This window comes from Mycobacterium novum (assembly GCF_010726505.1).
Taxonomy (GTDB): Bacteria; Actinomycetota; Actinomycetes; order Mycobacteriales; family Mycobacteriaceae; genus Mycobacterium; species Mycobacterium algericum.
Genome location: NZ_AP022562.1, coordinates 1,479,092 through 1,494,853, shown reverse-complemented (window position 1 = coordinate 1,494,853; position 15,762 = coordinate 1,479,092). Strand labels below are relative to the sequence as shown.

Sequence of the window (15,762 nt, the reverse complement as noted above, 5' to 3'; positions counted from 1 at the left end):
CGCGGGTACGCCGACAGGCATGACTTCGGCCGCACCGCCGCCGCTGAGCGCAATCGCATTGATCTGCACGCTCAAGGGCCGCGACGCCCCGTCAAGCAGTGACCTGATCGCGGACCAGTTGCTGGGGCAGCTGCGTTCCGGGGGCGTCGAATGCGACAAGGTTCGCTGCGTCGACCTGTCGCTGCTGCCCGGCGTGGAAGCCGACATGGGGGACGGCGACGACTGGCCGGCCCTGCTGGCGAAGATCAAGTCGGCAAACATTCTTGTCATGTCGACGCCGACCTGGGTCGGCCACATGTCCAGCGTCGCGCAACGCGTCCTGGAGCGACTCGACGCCGAGCTCTCCGATCAGGACCACGCCGGCCGGCCCAGGATGGTCGGCAAGGTGGCACTGGCCGCCGTCGTCGGCAACGAGGACGGGGCACACAAGATCGTCGCCGATCTGTTCCAGGCGCTCAACGACATCGGGTTCTCGATACCCGCCCAGGGCTGCACGTACTGGAACGGCGAAGCCATGCAGGGCGTGGACTACCTGGAGTTGGACCAAACCCCGGAGGCGGTGGCCACCACGACCGCGGCAGCGGCGCGCAATGCGGCGCACCTTGCCGAAGTGCTGCGGCAAAGCCCGTACCCGCCGTATGCCGGGCCGGACTGAGGTTTGACACGGCCGTTGTGGCGCTGTGAATCGCCGCGCCGTCTCGGGACGTCAGCCTCGCCCGCCCAGCATCCGCCACAGGAACGAGAAGCTCAGCGCCGACTTGAACGCCGCCTGCGCGTTGTCGGCCGCTCCGCCGTGGCCGCCCTCGATGTTCTCGTAGTACCAGACCTTCTTGCCGAGCTCCTCCAGCGCCGCGGTCATCTTGCGGGCGTGCCCGGGATGCACCCGGTCGTCACGGGTGGAGGTGGTGATCAGCACCGGGGGGTAGTCCGCCGAAGCCGAAATATTCTGGTACGGCGAGTATTCGCCGATGAACGCCCAGTCGTCGGGGTTGTCCGGGTCGCCGTACTCAGCCATCCAGGAGGCGCCGGCCAGCAGCAGGTGGTAGCGGCGCATATCCAGCAGCGGCACCTGGCAGACCAGCGCCCCGAACTGCTGCGGGTAGGCGGTGAGCATGATGCCCATCAGCAGTCCGCCGTTGCTGCCGCCGACCGCGCCGAGCTGCGCCACCGTGGTGATGCCGCGGCCCACCAGATCGGCTGCCACCGCGGCGAAGTCCTCGGCCACCAGGTGCCGGCCCTCCCGCATCGCCTGGGTGTGCCAGCCCGGCCCGTATTCGCCGCCGCCGCGGATGTTGGCCAGCACGTAGGTGCCGCCGCGGGCCAGCCACAGCCGGCCCAGCACCCCGTCGTAGCCGGGGGTGCGGGCCACCTCGAAACCACCGTAGCCGCCCAGCAGTGTCGGGCCGGTCGCGTCCTGCGGGCGGACCACGAAATACGGGATCGCGGTACCGTCCTTGGACGTGGCGAAGTGCTGACTGACCTCCAGTCCCTCGGCATCGAAAAAGGCCGGAGCGGACTTGATCTCGGTCAGCGGCCCGTCCACCGGGCCGTGCAGCAACCGCGACGGACTGTTGAACCCGCTGGAGTCCAAGAAGATCTCGTCACCGGTGTCGTCGGCGGCCGCGATCACCGTGTTGGTGTTGGCCGGTACCTCGGCGACCGGGCGGCGCTGCCAATCAACCGGGCTGACCACCTCCACCCGGCTGGCCACATCGTGCAGCGTGACCAGCACCAGTCGGTCACGGGTCCAGGCGTAGTGGTGCAGCGCGGTGTGCGCGTCGGGCTCGAAGACCACACTCAACTGTGCTGTGCCCGCCAAGAATTCGTCGTAGTCGGCCGCCAGCAACGAGCCCGCAGCATACGAGGCGGTACCGGTGTCCCAGTCGGTGCGCAGCTCGATGAGGATCCACTGTCGATGCACCGATACTGACGCGTCGGTGGGTGCGTCGATGCGGATCAGCTCTTGGCCGCCGGGGACGCCGCGTAGCTCGTAGACCTCGTCATTGAAGAAGTCGACGGCCCGCGAGACCAGGGTCCGCTCGAACCCCGGCGTGCGATCGCGCCCGGCGCCCACCACCACATCGGTCGCTTCCCCGGCGAACAGCGTCTCGGCGTCGGCGAGCGGCTGTCCGCGGCGCCACCGCTTGACGATCCGCGGATACCCGGAGTCGGTGAGTGAATCCGGACCGAAGTCGGTGCCCACCAGCACCGTGTCCTCGTCCTCCCAGCCGATCCGCGACTTGGCCTCGGGCAGCTGGAATCCGCCGGCAGCAGGGGGGACGAATTCCCTGGCGGCCATGTCGAATTCCCGCACCACCGCCGCATCCGAGCCGCCGGGGGACAGCGAGACCAGCGCCCGGGTGAGTTCGGGTTCGATCACGTTGGCGCCGCCCCACACCCAGTTCCGGTCGTCGACTCGACTCAACTCGTCGACGTCGATGATGACGTCCCACTCCGGGGCGCCGCTGCGGTAGCTGTCGAGCGTGGTGCGCCGCCACAGTCCGCGCGGATTGGCGGCATCACGCCAGAAGTTGTAGAGGTGATCGCCGCGCCGCCGCACGTACGGGATGCGGGCATCGGTGTCGAGCACCTCCAACGCCGCCGTGCGCATCGCCTCGAAATCGTCACCTGCGAACTCGTCGACGGTCGGGGCGTTGTGGGCGCGCACCCAGGCCAGCGCATCGTCACCGGTGACGTCTTCGAGCCACAGGTACGGGTCGGTCGTCGGGTCTTCAGCCATGACCGCCATTGTGACTGCGGCGGTAATGTGAGGTGCACAACACCGTCAAGGCAGAGGGAATCACTGATGACCGTCTTCGCACGTCCGGGCAGCGCGGCGGCGCTGATGAGTTTTGAGTCGCGCTACGGCAACTTCATCGGCGGGCAGTGGGTGGCGCCGGTCGGTGGTGAGTATTTCGAGAACATCACCCCGGTGACCGGTCAGGTGTTCTGCGAGGTCGCGCGTTCGACCGCGGCGGATATCGAGCTGGCTTTGGATGCGGCGCATGCGGCGGCGCCGGCGTGGGGTAAGACGTCTGCGGCCGAGCGGGCGGCGGTGCTCAGCGCGATTGCCGATCGCATCGATGCGCATCGCGAACAGCTCGCGGTGGCCGAGGTGTGGGACAACGGCAAGCCGATCCGGGAGGCGCTGGCCGCCGATATCCCGCTGGCGGCCGATCATTTCCGCTACTTCGCGGCGGCGATCCGCACCCAGGAGGGCGCGTTGAGCCAGCTCGACGACGACACCGTGGCCTATCACTTCCACGAGCCGCTGGGGGTGGTGGGTCAGATCATCCCGTGGAACTTCCCGCTGCTGATGGCCGCCTGGAAGCTGGCCCCGGCATTGGCGGCCGGCAATGCGGTGGTGCTCAAGCCGGCCGAGCAGACCCCGGCCTCGATCCTGTACCTGCTGAGCCTGATCGGTGAGCTGCTGCCGGCCGGGGTGGTCAACGTGGTCAACGGTTTCGGGGTCGAGGCCGGCAAGCCGCTGGCGTCGAGCAACCGGATCGCCAAGATCGGCTTCACCGGTGAGACCACCACTGGGCGGCTGATCATGCAGTACGCCAGTCACAACATCATCCCGGTCACCTTGGAGCTGGGCGGCAAGAGCCCCAACATCTTCTTCGCCGACGTGCTGGCGGCCAATGACGACTTCCAGGACAAGGCGCTGGAGGGATTCGCCGGGTTCGCTCTCAACCAGGGCGAGGTGTGCACGTGTCCGTCGCGGTCGCTGATCCAGGCCGAGATCTACGACGAGTTTCTGGAGTTGGCCGCGATCCGCACCAAGGCGATACGCCAAGGCGACCCGCTGGACAGCACCACGATGGTCGGGGCGCAGGCCTCCAATGACCAGCTGGAGAAGATCCTGTCCTACATCGAGATCGGTAAGGCCGAAGGCGCCAAGGTCATCACCGGCGGCCAGCGCGCCGAGTTGGGTGGGGAACTGTCCGGCGGTTACTACGTGCAGCCGACGATCTTCGCCGGCCACAACAACATGCGGATCTTCCAGGAGGAGATCTTCGGCCCGGTGGTCTCGGTGGGCTCGTTCAGCCACTACGGCGACGCCATCGCCCAGGCCAACGACACCCTCTACGGGCTGGCCGCCGGGGTGTGGAGCCGCGACGGCAACACCGCCTACCGGGCCGGCCGTGACATTGCGGCCGGCCGGGTCTGGGTCAACTGCTACCACGCCTACCCCGCGCACGCCGCGTTCGGCGGCTACAAGCAGTCCGGGATCGGCCGGGAGAACCACAAGATGGTGCTCGATCACTACCAGCAGACCAAGAACCTGCTGGTGTCCTACTCGGAGACCGCGACGGGATTGTTCTGATGGGCGCACCGGAGCGGGTGCGGATCACCGAGGCGGCAGCCGAACTGCTGGCACGGCTGGTGGCCCGGCACGGTCCGGTGATGTTCCATCAGTCCGGCGGCTGCTGCGACGGCTCGGCGCCGATGTGTTACCCCGACGGCGACTTCATCGTCGGTGACCACGACGTGCTGCTCGGTGTGCTCAGCATCGACCGAGTCGCCGGCGGCGGGGTGCCGGTGTGGATCTCCGGGCCGCAGTTCGGGGCCTGGAAGCACACCCAGCTGATCATCGATGTGGTGCCCGGCCGCGGCGCCGGGTTCAGCCTGGAGGCGCCGGAGGGGCTGCGGTTCCTGTCCCGGGCGCGCGCCTTCACCGACCACGAGAACGCCGCCCTGGAGGAAGTCCCGGTGATCACCGGGTCGTTACCGCGCTGAGCGGGGTTGCGGTCGTAGAATCTGCTGGTGTGATTCCGCTGCCGCGCCCCTGGTTGTTGAGCAGCATCATGCTGGTCGGAGCCACCGCCGGTGTACTGGCCGGGATCGGGGCGACCCTGCTGGTCACCGCGCCGCTGCGCCCGGATGTCGTGATCGCGCTGGTGCTCGTCGCGCCGACCGTCGCCGGGCTGGTCCTGGTGTTCGCCTCGTCGCGCCGCTGGGTAACCGGACTGGGTGCGTTTCTCCTCGCGCTCGGTCTCGGCTGGTTCGGGGTGCTGGCGGCGATTCAGGCGGTCTCGGGTGTCTGAGACCACCGACACCGGGGCGCTGCCGATGACCGAGCCGCACATGGCGCCCATCTTCGACACCGGCCCGCATCCGGCGCCGCTGCCCGGGCTGTCCGGCGAGCTCGAACCGCAACCGGGGCTCGAGGCCCGGCCGGAACCGGAGCCGATCGGGCCCGAGTCGAAGGCCGGGCCGGCCCCGGCCAAACCGCCCAAGCCGGTCGTGGTGGAGGGGCAGTACCGCTTCCTGAAGTGGTGGCAGTTCGCGTTGGTGCTGGTGGGGGTGTGGATTCCGGCGGCCGGGATCGGGCTGGGGCTGTTCTCGTGGTGGTATGCGCTGGCCGACAAGACCCCGGCGGTGTTCGTCGTGGTGGTCTACGCGGCCGTGTGCGTGGTGGCCGGGCTGATCGTGGCGATGGTGGGAGAGAAGCCGCTGTTGTCGGCGGTCGCGCTCGCGCTGATGTCGGCGGTGTTCGCCTCGGCGGTCGCCGCGGCACCGCTGTACGGCCACTACTTCTGCCAGCACGTGGACCGCTGCGTCGGCGGAATCATCCCGTACTGAACGGATTGGCCAGCCGGACGCCTTCGATCAGCCGCCCGTCGCTGAGATCTTCGGTCCACAAGGTGTCGCACCGCAGTTCGGCGGCGCTGCGCACGATCATCGCGTCCCAGAAGGAGAGCTGGTATCGAGTTGACCACGACGTCGCGGCGATCACGTCGTCGGCCAGTGGTGAGTGCACCCGCCATCGTGACAAGCTCCGGAGCCTATCGGCAGCAGATTCCGGGGTGATCGGTTTGGCGACCTTACGCGTCACGTTGACGTAGAACTCCTGCAGCACCTGGACGCTGAGCGCACCCAGGCGGTCGCGCCACAGCCGGTCCACCAGCACGCGAGCCGCCTCGTGCCGCTCACCGGCGGTCGCGTCGTAGGCGTACAGCAAGACATTGGTGTCGACGAACTCCATGATCAGCGCTCGTGAAGATCGTCCCGGGACCAGGTGATCGGTCCGACCTGCAGGCCGGCGACGCCGCTCATCATCCGTCTCTCGAGGTCGGCCACGTCGTCATAGTCCGCCACCTCGCCGACAAGTTGCTCGAGCAATCGCGCGACCAGACTCGACACCGACATGTCGCGTTGTGCCGCCAACACCTTTGCGCGACGAACCAGCTCCGCCGGCATGGTCAGCGTGATGTTCTTCGATGCCATGTGTTTCAGTGTAGCGCGGAAACACAGACATTCCGCGGGTGTGGTTTGACGTGCCCACCGCCGCTGCGAGGGAACCGCGCGGCCCGATAGGGTGAGCGGGTGACCCACTATGACGTCGTAGTCCTCGGAGCCGGCCCCGGTGGTTATGTCGCGGCCATTCGCGCCGCCCAGCTGGGCTTGAACACCGCCATCGTCGAACCCAAATACTGGGGCGGGGTCTGTCTGAACGTCGGTTGTATCCCGTCGAAAGCGCTGCTGCGCAACGCCGAACTGGCGCACATCTTCAATCGCGAGGCCAAGACCTTCGGGATCAGCGGCGAGGTGAGCTTCGACTACGGCGCGGCATTCGACCGCAGCCGCAAGGTCGCCGACGGCCGGGTCGCGGGGGTGCACTTCTTGATGAAGAAGAACAAGATCACCGAGATCCACGGCTACGGCCGGTTCACCGACGCCAACACCCTGGCAGTCGAACTCAACGACGGCGGAACCGAGAACGTCACCTTCGCTCATGCGATCATCGCGACCGGGTCCAGCACCCGGCTGGTGCCGGGCACCTCGCTGTCGGACAACGTCGTCACCTACGAGGAGCTGATCCTGAGCCGGGAGCTGCCGGGCTCGATCATCATCGCCGGGGGCGGCGCTATCGGCATGGAGTTCTCCTACGTGCTGGCCAACTACGGCGTGGACGTCACGGTGGTGGAGTTCCTGCCCCGGGCGCTGCCCAACGAGGACGCCGACGTCTCCAAGGAGATCGAGAAGCAGTTCAAGAAGCTGGGGGTGAAGATCCGCACCGGCACCAAGGTCGAGTCCATCGTGGATAACGGGGCCGGCGGGTCGGTCACGGTCACCGTCAGCAAAGACGGCCAGAGCGAGGAGCTCAAGGCCGACAAGGTGTTGCAGGCCATCGGTTTTGCTCCCAACGTCGACGGCTACGGCCTGGATGCCGCCGGGGTGGCGCTCACCGAGCGGCGCGCCATCGGTATCGGGGAGTACATGCAGACCTCGGTGGGCCACATCTACGCCATCGGCGACGTCACCGGCCTGCTGCAGTTGGCCCATGTCGCCGAGGCGCAGGCCGTGGTGGCCGCCGAAACCATCGGCGGCGCCGAGACGATGCCGCTCGGTGACTACCGGATGATGCCGCGCGCCACCTTCTGCCAGCCGCAGGTGGCCAGCTTCGGCCTCACCGAGGAACAGGCCCGCGCCGATGGCTACGACGTGAAGGTGGCCAAGTTCCCGTTCACCGCCAACGGCAAGGCGCACGGCGCCGGTGACCCGAGCGGGTTCGTGAAGCTGATCGCCGACGCCCGCTACGGCGAACTGCTCGGCGGGCACCTGGTCGGCCACGACGTCTCCGAGCTGCTGCCGGAACTGACCCTGGCGCAGAAGTGGGACCTGACCGCCAACGAGTTGGCCCGCAACGTTCACACCCACCCGACGATGTCCGAGGCGCTGCAGGAGTGCTTCCACGGCCTGATCGGCCACATGATCAACTTCTGACGCCTAGTTCCCCTTGGCGAGCGTGAACTGGGCGACGTAACTGATGTTGCGCTGGAAGAAGTCCGCGCAGCCCAACAGGTACTTCACGTACCGGTCGTAGACCTCCGGTGAGGTCGCCGCGATCGCCTGCTCGCGGGCGGCCTGCAGCCGGGTCGCCCAGGTGTCCAGGGTCCGCACGTAATCCGGCGTCAGGTCGTGGCGGTCGGCCACCGAAAACCCTGCGGCGGCGGAGTATTCGATGACATCGTCGTCGCACGGCACCGAGCCGCCGGGAAAGATCTCTTTGGCGATGAAGCGCATGAATCGCAGGTCTGTCATCGTGATCGGGATGCCCATTTCCGGCCAGCGCTTCAGTGGGTGGCCCATGATGGTCTGCAGGACCATCCGCCCGTCGCGCGGCATCAGCCGGTGGCACAGCTCGAAGAACGCGGCGTAGCGCTCTTTGGGGAAGGCCTCGAAGGCCTCGATGGACACGATGCGGTCGACCGGCTCGTCGAACTCCTCCCAGCCGCGCAGCAGGATCCGGCGCGAGCGGTCGGTGTCGACGTCGTCCAGCAGGCGCTGGCCGAGGCTGCATTGGTTTCTGCTTAACGTCAATCCCACCACATCGACGTCGTAGGTTTCGATGGCCCGACGCATCGCCGATCCCCACCCGCAGCCGACGTCGAGCAGCGTCATCCCCGGTGCCAGGTCCAGCTTGGCCAGCGCGAGATCGATCTTGGCGAGCTGCGCCTCTTCCAGCGACATGTCCTCGCGCTCGAAGTAGGCGCAACTGTAGGTCCGGGTCGGATCCTGGAACACGCTGAAGAAATCGTTCGAGATGTCGTAGTGAGCCTGCACGTCCTCATAGGCAACCGCCATCTTGGGTGCGCTCGACGTCGGGTCGGCCATCTACTTGACCTCCTGTCCTCCTGGATCGGGGTGCCCGCGTGAAAGCCCGGCTAAGCAGCGGCCTTCTCGCAGGTGAACTGCACGACATCGGTGTAGCCCTGGCGGAACAGGTCTGCGCAGCCGGTCAGGTACTTGTGGAACCGCTGGTAGACCGCATCGGAGGTGATGGCGATGGCCTCGTCCTTGTTGGCCTCGAGGTTTGCCGCCCAGGTGTCCAGGGTGCGGACGTAGTGCGGCTGCAGATGCTGCTCGCGGGTGATGCTGTAGCCGGCGTTCCTGGCGTGCTCGGTGACCTGTGCGGCCAACGGCAGACGCCCGCCGGGATAGATCTCGTCCATGATGAATTTGATGAACCGCACCCGCGACATCGTCAGCTGTAGCTTCTTGGCCCGGATCTCGTCGTCACTCGGGATGATGATGCTGTGTAGCAGCATCACGCCGTCGTCGGGCATCCAGTTGAAGGTGTTCTTGAAGTAGTCGTCGTAGTTGTTGAAGCCGAAATGTTCGAATGCGCCGATCGACACGATGCGGTCGACCTGGCCGTCGAATTCCTCCCACGGCTGCAACCGCACCTCCATCCGGCGCTTGCTCGTCGATTTCGCGAACAGGTTCGCTTCGATGTGCTGCTTCTGGTTCTCCGAGAGCGTCAGACCGATGACGTTGACGTCGTACTTCTCGACCGCCCGCATGATCGTCGAGCCCCAGCCGCAGCCGATGTCGAGCAACGTCATCCCGGGTTTCAGGCCCAGCTTGCCCAAGGACAAGTCGACCTTGGCCCGCTGCGCTTCCTGCAGCGTCATGTCGTCGCGCTCGAAATATGCGCAGCTGTAGGTCTGCGACGGGTCCTGCCACAGCTTGAAGAAGTCATTGGAGATGTCGTAGTGAAACTGCACTTCGTCTTTGTCGGAGCCGCGCGTCTGAGCCGCGGACTTCGAGAGCCACTTGGACTGTGCGCTGGATCCTGCGTTTGTTGAATCTGCCACTGTTGGTCCTGCCGGACGAGACCTGAGGTCGGGACGATGCATGCTGGTGGCTCAACACTTGTGTTGACACTACGCTTCGCAAGCCGGAGTGCACCCTGAATTTTCGGCGCGGCGTACCCGTCCGTTCGGCGATCGGCGTCGTATACCGCGGGTCAGGCCGCGAGAAGTAGGTAAACCGCGCACCCGACCAGCATCCCGGTCAGGTTCGCACCGGCGTTGACGACGTCGTTTCCCACCCACCGCCACCCGGCGGACGGCTCGGTGGGGCGCCCGCAGTGCAGCGCGTCCTCCACCGTGGCCCCGCAGGATTCGCAGCGGAAGCGGGCCTGCGCGGTGGCGCCGATCACGGTGTCCACCAGCGAGCCGGCGATGCCGGCTGCCAACCCGACCGGCACCATCGCCGGCCCGCCGAACAGGGCGCCGAACGCACCCACCAGCAACGCGCCCAGCACCGTTGCGGCCGAACCCAGCGGTGACACCGCGCCGGACGTGCCCTTGGGAACCCGGCCCCGCGTCCGCAGCGACAGCGGCTCGCGGCCGGAGAACCGCCCGATCTCCGATGCCCACGAGTCGGCGATGCCGGCGGCGATACCGCCGATGGACACCGCGTACCACAGCGGGTCCCGGGTGAACGCGAACCCGACCACCGGGACCAGCACCGGAAGACCCGCGTTGACCGCCACCTGACTCATACCGCGCATGCTCGAGGCACGGCCGGGCCGGCGGTAGGCGGTGAGGACGCTGGTCAGCGAGAAGAACACCGCGGCCGGGATGATCCAGGCCCAGCCGCCCAGGCCGACGGCGACGCCGGCGATCAGGCCGCCGCAGAGCGCCCCGGGCAGATCCAGCCAGCGCATCCGGATCATGAACGGCACGATGGCGCAGCCGAATACCACCGCGGCCAGCCAGCGCAGCGCATCATCGGTCGACAGGTCACGCGCGACGTGCAACAGCAGCGCCACCCACGGCGTGATCAGCAGGTTGTCCGCCGCCGGTACCACCAGCAGCTCCACGGCCGCCGTCGACACCGCGACGAACAGCGAAACCGTCACCGCCATAAACGAATTCAGTTCAAGGGCCGCCAGGCAGAACGTCAGGGAGACTGCGAAGGCGATCGCCACGAACGCCACCGAGCCCTCCAGGGTGCGCACCCCGCCACCGGCCGCCACGCGGTGTCTGCCGAACCGGTCCCCGACCAGGGCCGCACCCGCATCGGCCAGCCCCAGCACCACGACCCCGGTCGCGATCGCTACCCGGTCCGGCCAGAACGCCAGCACCGCGATCAAGGCGCCGCCGGCGAACCCGACCAGCCCGTAGTCGCGGGAGCGGGTGCCGTCGAACACACCCGGCACCGGAACCAGGCCACGCTCCACGATGAACGCCAAGGCCACCGTCGCGGCGGCCAGCACACCCGCCACCACCGCTTTGTTGGTCAGCTCGAACGCGGCCGCGGCGGCGAACAGCCCGCACAACGCGTGCGGGATCTTACGGGTGACCAGCGGTCCGGCGCCTCGCCGCAGCAGCATCCGCCCGACCACGATCAGCACCGCGGCGATCGCCAGCGTTCCGCCCCCGGCGACGGCCAGATCGTGCCAACCGGTGTCCGCCACGCAGTGCTACTCGTCGAAGTCCAGCGGCACCCGCAGCGCGCTCAGGGTGGCGGCCAGTGCGTCGTATTGGGACGTCAGCATCACGAATTCGATCAGCCGCGGACGATCCAGATGCTTCGACAACTCCGCCCAGGTGGCATCGGAGAGGGTGCGGGTGCCGACGAGTTCGTCGATCGCGGTCAGCATGGCGCGCTGGCGGGCGGTGAGCTCGTCGAAACGGGGGCCACCGGGGCCTTCGAAGATGCGCGCCTGGGTGTCGTCGTCGAGGCCGGCTGCACGGCCCATTCGGCGATGGTGCTGCAGTTCGTACTGGCTGTCACGCAGGTGGCCGACCCGCAGGATCACGAACTCGGTGTCGCGGGTGGACAGCTTGCCGCCCCGCATCAGCATCCCGCCGAACGGCAGCCAGGACCACATCAATCGCCGGTGCTGGCCGAGCGTGGTGAACAGGTGCGCTCGGGGCACCTGCTGACGGCGGGCGATGACTTTGCAGACCAGCCAGTTGGCGAGACCGAGGTCGCGCAGGCCGGGGGCTTCGGGGATGCGAGAGTTCACCGCTGTTGCTTTACCAGATACGGCGACACCGTGCTGCGGTGTTCGTTGAGATCAAGGTCACGGCCCAGCGCCGGGAACGCCCGTTGCGGGCAATTGTCGCGTTCGCAGACCCGGCAGCCGGCCCCGATCGGGGTGGCGTTATCACCGTTGAGATCGAGCCCTTCGGAGTAGACCAGCCGGTGGGCCTGGCGCAGTTCGCAGCCCAGCCCGATCGCAAACGTCTTGTCCGGCTGGCCCCAGCGCGACGCTCGGCGCTCGACGGTGCGCGCCACCCACAGGTACTTGCGGCCGTCGGGCATCTCCGCGATCTGCACGCCGATCTTGCCCGGGTTGCCGAACGTCTCGTAGACGTTCCACAGCGGGCAGGTTCCGCCGCTGGAAGAGAAGTGAAAACCGGTGGCCGACTGACGTTTTGACATGTTTCCCGCCCGATCGACCCGGACGAACGAGAACGGCACGCCCCGCATCGACGGTCGCTGCAGGGTGGACAGCCGGTGCGCGATGGTCTCGTAGCTGACCCGGTAGAACGCCGAGAGCCGCTCGATGTCGTAGCGGAAAGTCTCGGCGCTGTCGTGGAACTGGCCGTAAGGCAGCACGATCGCCGCCGCGAAGTAGTTGGCCAGCCCCAGCCTGGCCAGCGTGCGGGAGTCCTTCGAGGTGAACTTGCCCTCTTCGACCATGGCGCAGATCAAGTCGTCGAACTCCAGGTACGCCAGCTCGGCGGCCATCTTGAACACCCGCTGCCCCCACGACAGGTGGTGGCCCATGTCCAGCGTCTTGGTCTGCGCGTCGTAGCGGTGCAGCACCGTCTCGCCCAGGTCGATCCGGCGGTTGATGTGCACGCCGTGCACCTCGGTCAGACGATTGGCCAGTTCGACGGCCAATTCGCCTTGGTGCCTTCGCATCCGGGTGGCCAGTTCCTCGGCGGCGGTGTCGAGTTCGTGCAGGTAGTTCTGTCGCTGGTAGAAGTAGTCGCGGACCTCTTCGTGCGGCATGGTGATCGCGCCGGTGCCGCTGCCGTCGGTGTAGCGCTCCTCGGTGGCCGCGGCCAGCTGTGCCGTGGTGATCCGGTAGCGGCGGTGCAGGTTGACCATGGCCCGGGCCAGTTTGGGGTGGACGCTGACCAGTTCGGCCACCTCGGTCAAATCGACGTCGATGTCGAGGTCGCGGTCCATGGTGACCTCCCGCAACTCGGCGACCAGCCGGGTGTCGTCCTGGGAGGCGAAGAAGGTGGCGTCCACGCCGAAGACCTCGGTGATGCGCAGCAGCACCGCCACCGTCAGCGGCCGGACGTCGCGCTCGATCTGGTTGAGGTAGCTCGGTGAGATCTCCAGCAGCTGTGCCAGGGCGGCCTGGCTGAACCCGCGCTCGCTGCGCAGCTGGCGCACCCTGGCGCCGACGTAGGTCTTGGCCACGCCGCCGAGGTTACCCGTTGCGAAGGCCGCGTTCGCATTATTGGCATGGCATGATCGCTCGGGGAAATCTACGGGGAGCATCGCGATGCAGCAGACAGACGAGCCGACCGGTTTGGCCAAGGTTTTGATGCCGGTGCCCGACCCGCATCCCGATGTCTTCGACCGGCAGTGGCCGCTGCGCGTCGCCGACATCGACCGGGCGGGCCGGCTCCGGATGGACGCGGCCGCCCGACACATCCAGGACATCGGCCAGGACCAGTTGCGCGAGGGCGGCTACCAGGAGACCCACCCGCTGTGGATCGTGCGCCGCACCATGATGGACGTGATTCGCCCGATCGAGTTCCAGGACATGCTGCGGGTGCGGCGCTGGTGTTCGGGCACCTCCAACCGCTGGTGCGAGATGCGGGTCCGCATCGACGGGAAACGCAGCGGCGGCCTGATCGAATCCGAGGCGTTCTGGATCAACATCAACCGCGAGACGCAGGGCCCGTCGCGCATCTCCGACGACTTCCTAGCCGGACTGAGACGCACCACCAGCGTCGACCGGTTGCGCTGGAAGGCCTACCTGAAAGCCGGTGACCGTGAGGACTCGGCCGAGATCCACGAGTACCCGATCCGGTTCACCGACATCGACCTGTTCGACCACGTGAACAACTCGGTGTACTGGAGCGTGGTCGAGGACTACCTGTCGAGCTACCCCGAACTGCTCGCGGCGCCGCTGCGGGTGACGCTGGAACACGACGCTGCCGTGGCGCTGGGCGACAAACTAGAGATCGTCTCGCACATTCACCCGGCTGGATCGACCGATCGCTTCGGGTCCGCACTGGCCGATCGTGCTGTTAGAACGCTCACATACGTCGTCGGCGAAGAGGTCAAAGCGCTCGCGGCGATCTTTCCGCTGTAACACGTTCTAGTCAGTACGGGCGTACTGCTAATACCCTCGTTGACCTGTGCGGATATGTTACCCGCCGGTAGCTTATTCGACGGCTACCACGACGGGGCCTCCCAGAGATTCTTCGCAAACTTCGCATAACGACCGTACTGTTTTGCCAAACTTGGCAACGAAAACCAGTGGACCTGGGCGGATGTGCTGTGCCAAGGTCGCATTAACACACCAGTGAATCCGTCGGGGTGTTTGGCAAATTCGAGAAGCGCCCGACGATCGCGACCAGAAGGAGTAGCCATGTCGACCGTTGGCACGCCGAAGAGCCCCGAGCAGATCCAGCACGACTGGGACAACAACCCGCGCTGGAAGGGTGTCACCCGCACCTACACCGCGGCGGACGTCGTCGCGCTGCAAGGCCACGTCGTCGAGGAGCACACCCTGGCCCGCCGCGGCGCCGAGGTGCTCTGGGAGCAGCTGCACGACCTGGACTACATCAACGCCCTCGGTGCGCTGACCGGCAACATGGCCGTCCAGCAGGTCCGGGCCGGCCTGAAGGCCATCTACCTGTCCGGCTGGCAGGTCGCCGGTGACGCCAACCTGAGCGGCCACACCTACCCCGACCAGAGCCTCTACCCGGCCAACTCGGTGCCGCAGGTGGTCCGCCGGATCAACAACGCGCTGCTGCGCGCCGACGAGATCGCCAAGGTCGAGGGCGACACCTCGGTCGAGAACTGGCTGGCCCCGATCGTGGCCGACGGTGAGGCCGGCTTCGGTGGCGCGCTCAACGTCTACGAGCTGCAGAAGGCGATGATCGCCGCGGGCGTCGCGGGCTCGCACTGGGAGGACCAGCTGGCCTCGGAGAAGAAGTGCGGCCATTTGGGCGGCAAGGTGCTGATCCCCACCCAGCAGCACATCCGCACCCTGACCTCGGCCCGGCTGGCCGCCGACGTGGCCGGCGTGCCGACCGTGGTGATCGCCCGCACCGACGCCGAGGCCGCCACCCTGATCACCTCCGACGTCGATGAGCGCGATCAGCCGTTCATCACCGGTGACCGGACCGCCGAGGGCTTCTACCGGGTGCGCAACGGCCTGGAGCCGTGCATCGCCCGGGCCAAGGCCTACGCGCCGTACGCCGACCTGATCTGGATGGAGACCGGCACACCGGACCTGGAGCTGGCGCGCAAGTTCGCCGAGGGCGTCAAGGCCGAGTTCCCCGACCAGATGCTGGCCTACAACTGCTCGCCGTCGTTCAACTGGAAGCAGCACCTCGACGACGCCACCATCGCCAAGTTCCAGAACGAGCTGGGTGCGATGGGCTTCAAGTTCCAGTTCATCACGCTGGCCGGCTTCCACGCGCTGAACTACTCGATGTTCGACCTGGCCCACGGCTACGCCCGCAACCAGATGAGCGCCTACGTCGAGCTGCAGGAGCGCGAGTTCGCCGCCGAGGAGCGGGGTTACACCGCCACCAAGCACCAGCGCGAGGTCGGTGCCGGCTACTTCGACCGGATCGCCACCACCGTCGACCCGACGTCGTCGACCACGGCGCTGGCCGGCTCCACCGAAGAGGGCCAGTTCCACTAATCTGCCGAGCAGACACGAAAGCCCCTTGGCACCGACGTGTCGAGGGGCTTTGGTGTCTGTTCGCCGTACCAACGCAAGGAGTGCTGTGTCGATCCAACGAGTAG

At 67.1% G+C, this 15,762-nt stretch carries 16 protein-coding genes; 8 read left to right on the top strand and 8 right to left on the bottom strand.

The genetic code is table 11. The annotated features are described in order from the left end of the window. Positions 1–19: 19 nt before the first annotated feature. On the top strand, positions 20–655 hold the full coding sequence (locus G6N19_RS06855) for a flavodoxin family protein (RefSeq protein WP_193466042.1): 636 nt from the start codon (positions 20–22) through the stop codon (positions 653–655). A 51-nt stretch (positions 656–706) separates the two neighbouring features. On the opposite strand, the gene G6N19_RS06850 is transcribed toward G6N19_RS06855, so the two are convergent. Beyond that, complete coding sequence (locus G6N19_RS06850; protein WP_193466041.1) at positions 707–2,749, bottom strand: prolyl oligopeptidase family serine peptidase; 2,043 nt, start codon at positions 2,747–2,749, stop codon at positions 707–709. Between the two features lie 57 nt (positions 2,750–2,806). On the opposite strand from G6N19_RS06850, the gene exaC reads away from it, so the two are divergent. From exaC to G6N19_RS06830, 4 genes are read left to right on the top strand one after another with little or no spacing between them, the layout of a single operon-like run. After that, positions 2,807–4,330, top strand: coding sequence for an acetaldehyde dehydrogenase ExaC (gene exaC, locus G6N19_RS06845; protein ID WP_193466040.1), 1,524 nt, complete (start codon positions 2,807–2,809; stop codon positions 4,328–4,330). Further along, on the top strand, positions 4,330–4,743 hold the full coding sequence (locus G6N19_RS06840; protein WP_193466039.1) for a DUF779 domain-containing protein: 414 nt from the start codon (positions 4,330–4,332) through the stop codon (positions 4,741–4,743). Before exaC ends, G6N19_RS06840 begins: the two co-directional genes overlap by 1 nt. A gap of 29 nt (positions 4,744–4,772) precedes the next feature. Further along, positions 4,773–5,051 (top strand): putative holin, encoded by a 279-nt coding sequence (locus G6N19_RS06835; RefSeq protein ID WP_013827388.1) that lies wholly within the window; start codon positions 4,773–4,775, stop codon positions 5,049–5,051. Beyond that, positions 5,044–5,589, top strand: a complete 546-nt coding sequence (locus tag G6N19_RS06830) for a hypothetical protein (RefSeq protein WP_013827389.1) — start codon at positions 5,044–5,046, stop codon at positions 5,587–5,589. Before G6N19_RS06835 ends, G6N19_RS06830 begins: the two co-directional genes overlap by 8 nt. Here the strand turns inward: G6N19_RS06830 and G6N19_RS06825 are convergent. Continuing rightward, complete coding sequence (locus G6N19_RS06825; RefSeq protein ID WP_013827390.1) at positions 5,576–5,992, bottom strand: PIN domain-containing protein; 417 nt, start codon at positions 5,990–5,992, stop codon at positions 5,576–5,578. The two genes, G6N19_RS06830 and G6N19_RS06825, sit on opposite strands and share 14 nt — an antisense overlap. Positions 5,993–5,994: 2 nt before the next feature. Next, entirely contained in the window at positions 5,995–6,234 is a 240-nt protein-coding gene (locus G6N19_RS06820; RefSeq protein WP_013827391.1) for a DUF6364 family protein, read from the bottom strand. Positions 6,235–6,333: 99 nt separating this feature from the next. Here G6N19_RS06820 and lpdA point away from each other — a divergent pair, with 99 nt between their 5' ends. Next, a complete protein-coding gene (gene lpdA, locus G6N19_RS06815) occupies positions 6,334–7,734 on the top strand; it encodes a dihydrolipoyl dehydrogenase (protein WP_013827392.1) in 1,401 nt (466 codons plus the stop codon). Positions 7,735–7,737: 3 nt separating this feature from the next. Here the strand turns inward: lpdA and G6N19_RS06810 are convergent, their stop codons facing one another. From G6N19_RS06810 to ramB, 5 genes are all read right to left on the bottom strand, one after another. Further along, the gene (locus G6N19_RS06810; protein ID WP_013827393.1) at positions 7,738–8,625 is read right to left on the bottom strand and encodes a cyclopropane mycolic acid synthase family methyltransferase; all 888 of its coding nucleotides are present in this window, start codon (positions 8,623–8,625) and stop codon (positions 7,738–7,740) included. A 50-nt stretch (positions 8,626–8,675) separates the two neighbouring features. Continuing rightward, on the bottom strand, positions 8,676–9,608 hold the full coding sequence (locus G6N19_RS06805) for a cyclopropane mycolic acid synthase family methyltransferase (protein ID WP_041316885.1): 933 nt from the start codon (positions 9,606–9,608) through the stop codon (positions 8,676–8,678). A gap of 152 nt (positions 9,609–9,760) precedes the next feature. Then, the gene (locus G6N19_RS06800; protein WP_193466038.1) at positions 9,761–11,218 is read right to left on the bottom strand and encodes a DUF92 domain-containing protein; all 1,458 of its coding nucleotides are present in this window, start codon (positions 11,216–11,218) and stop codon (positions 9,761–9,763) included. Between the two features lie 6 nt (positions 11,219–11,224). Further along, positions 11,225–11,773, bottom strand: coding sequence for a carboxymuconolactone decarboxylase family protein (locus G6N19_RS06795; RefSeq protein ID WP_013827396.1), 549 nt, complete (start codon positions 11,771–11,773; stop codon positions 11,225–11,227). Next, positions 11,770–13,188, bottom strand: a complete 1,419-nt coding sequence (gene ramB, locus G6N19_RS06790) for an acetate metabolism transcriptional regulator RamB (protein ID WP_013827397.1) — start codon at positions 13,186–13,188, stop codon at positions 11,770–11,772. Before ramB ends, G6N19_RS06795 begins: the two co-directional genes overlap by 4 nt. Positions 13,189–13,273: 85 nt before the next feature. Between ramB and G6N19_RS06785 the strand changes: the two genes are divergently transcribed. Next, positions 13,274–14,092, top strand: coding sequence for an acyl-[acyl-carrier-protein] thioesterase (locus G6N19_RS06785; RefSeq protein ID WP_013827398.1), 819 nt, complete (start codon positions 13,274–13,276; stop codon positions 14,090–14,092). Positions 14,093–14,371: 279 nt separating this feature from the next. After that, on the top strand, positions 14,372–15,658 hold the full coding sequence (gene aceA, locus G6N19_RS06780) for an isocitrate lyase (protein ID WP_013827400.1): 1,287 nt from the start codon (positions 14,372–14,374) through the stop codon (positions 15,656–15,658). Positions 15,659–15,762 lie beyond the last annotated feature (104 nt).

Bases quoted from the DNA above. Each gene is read 5' to 3' on its own strand.
- G6N19_RS06855 (WP_193466042.1), top strand. From the start codon at position 20: ATGACTTCGGCCGCACCGCCGCCGCTGAGCGCAATCGCATTGATCTGC.
- G6N19_RS06850 (WP_193466041.1), bottom strand. From the start codon at position 2,749: ATGGCGGTCATGGCTGAAGACCCGACGACCGACCCGTACCTGTGGCTC.
- exaC (WP_193466040.1), top strand. From the start codon at position 2,807: ATGACCGTCTTCGCACGTCCGGGCAGCGCGGCGGCGCTGATGAGTTTT.
- G6N19_RS06840 (WP_193466039.1), top strand. From the start codon at position 4,330: ATGGGCGCACCGGAGCGGGTGCGGATCACCGAGGCGGCAGCCGAACTG.
- G6N19_RS06825 (WP_013827390.1), bottom strand. From the start codon at position 5,992: ATGGAGTTCGTCGACACCAATGTCTTGCTGTACGCCTACGACGCGACC.
- G6N19_RS06820 (WP_013827391.1), bottom strand. From the start codon at position 6,234: ATGGCATCGAAGAACATCACGCTGACCATGCCGGCGGAGCTGGTTCGT.
- G6N19_RS06810 (WP_013827393.1), bottom strand. From the start codon at position 8,625: ATGGCCGACCCGACGTCGAGCGCACCCAAGATGGCGGTTGCCTATGAG.
- G6N19_RS06785 (WP_013827398.1), top strand. From the start codon at position 13,274: ATGCAGCAGACAGACGAGCCGACCGGTTTGGCCAAGGTTTTGATGCCG.
- aceA (WP_013827400.1), top strand. From the start codon at position 14,372: ATGTCGACCGTTGGCACGCCGAAGAGCCCCGAGCAGATCCAGCACGAC.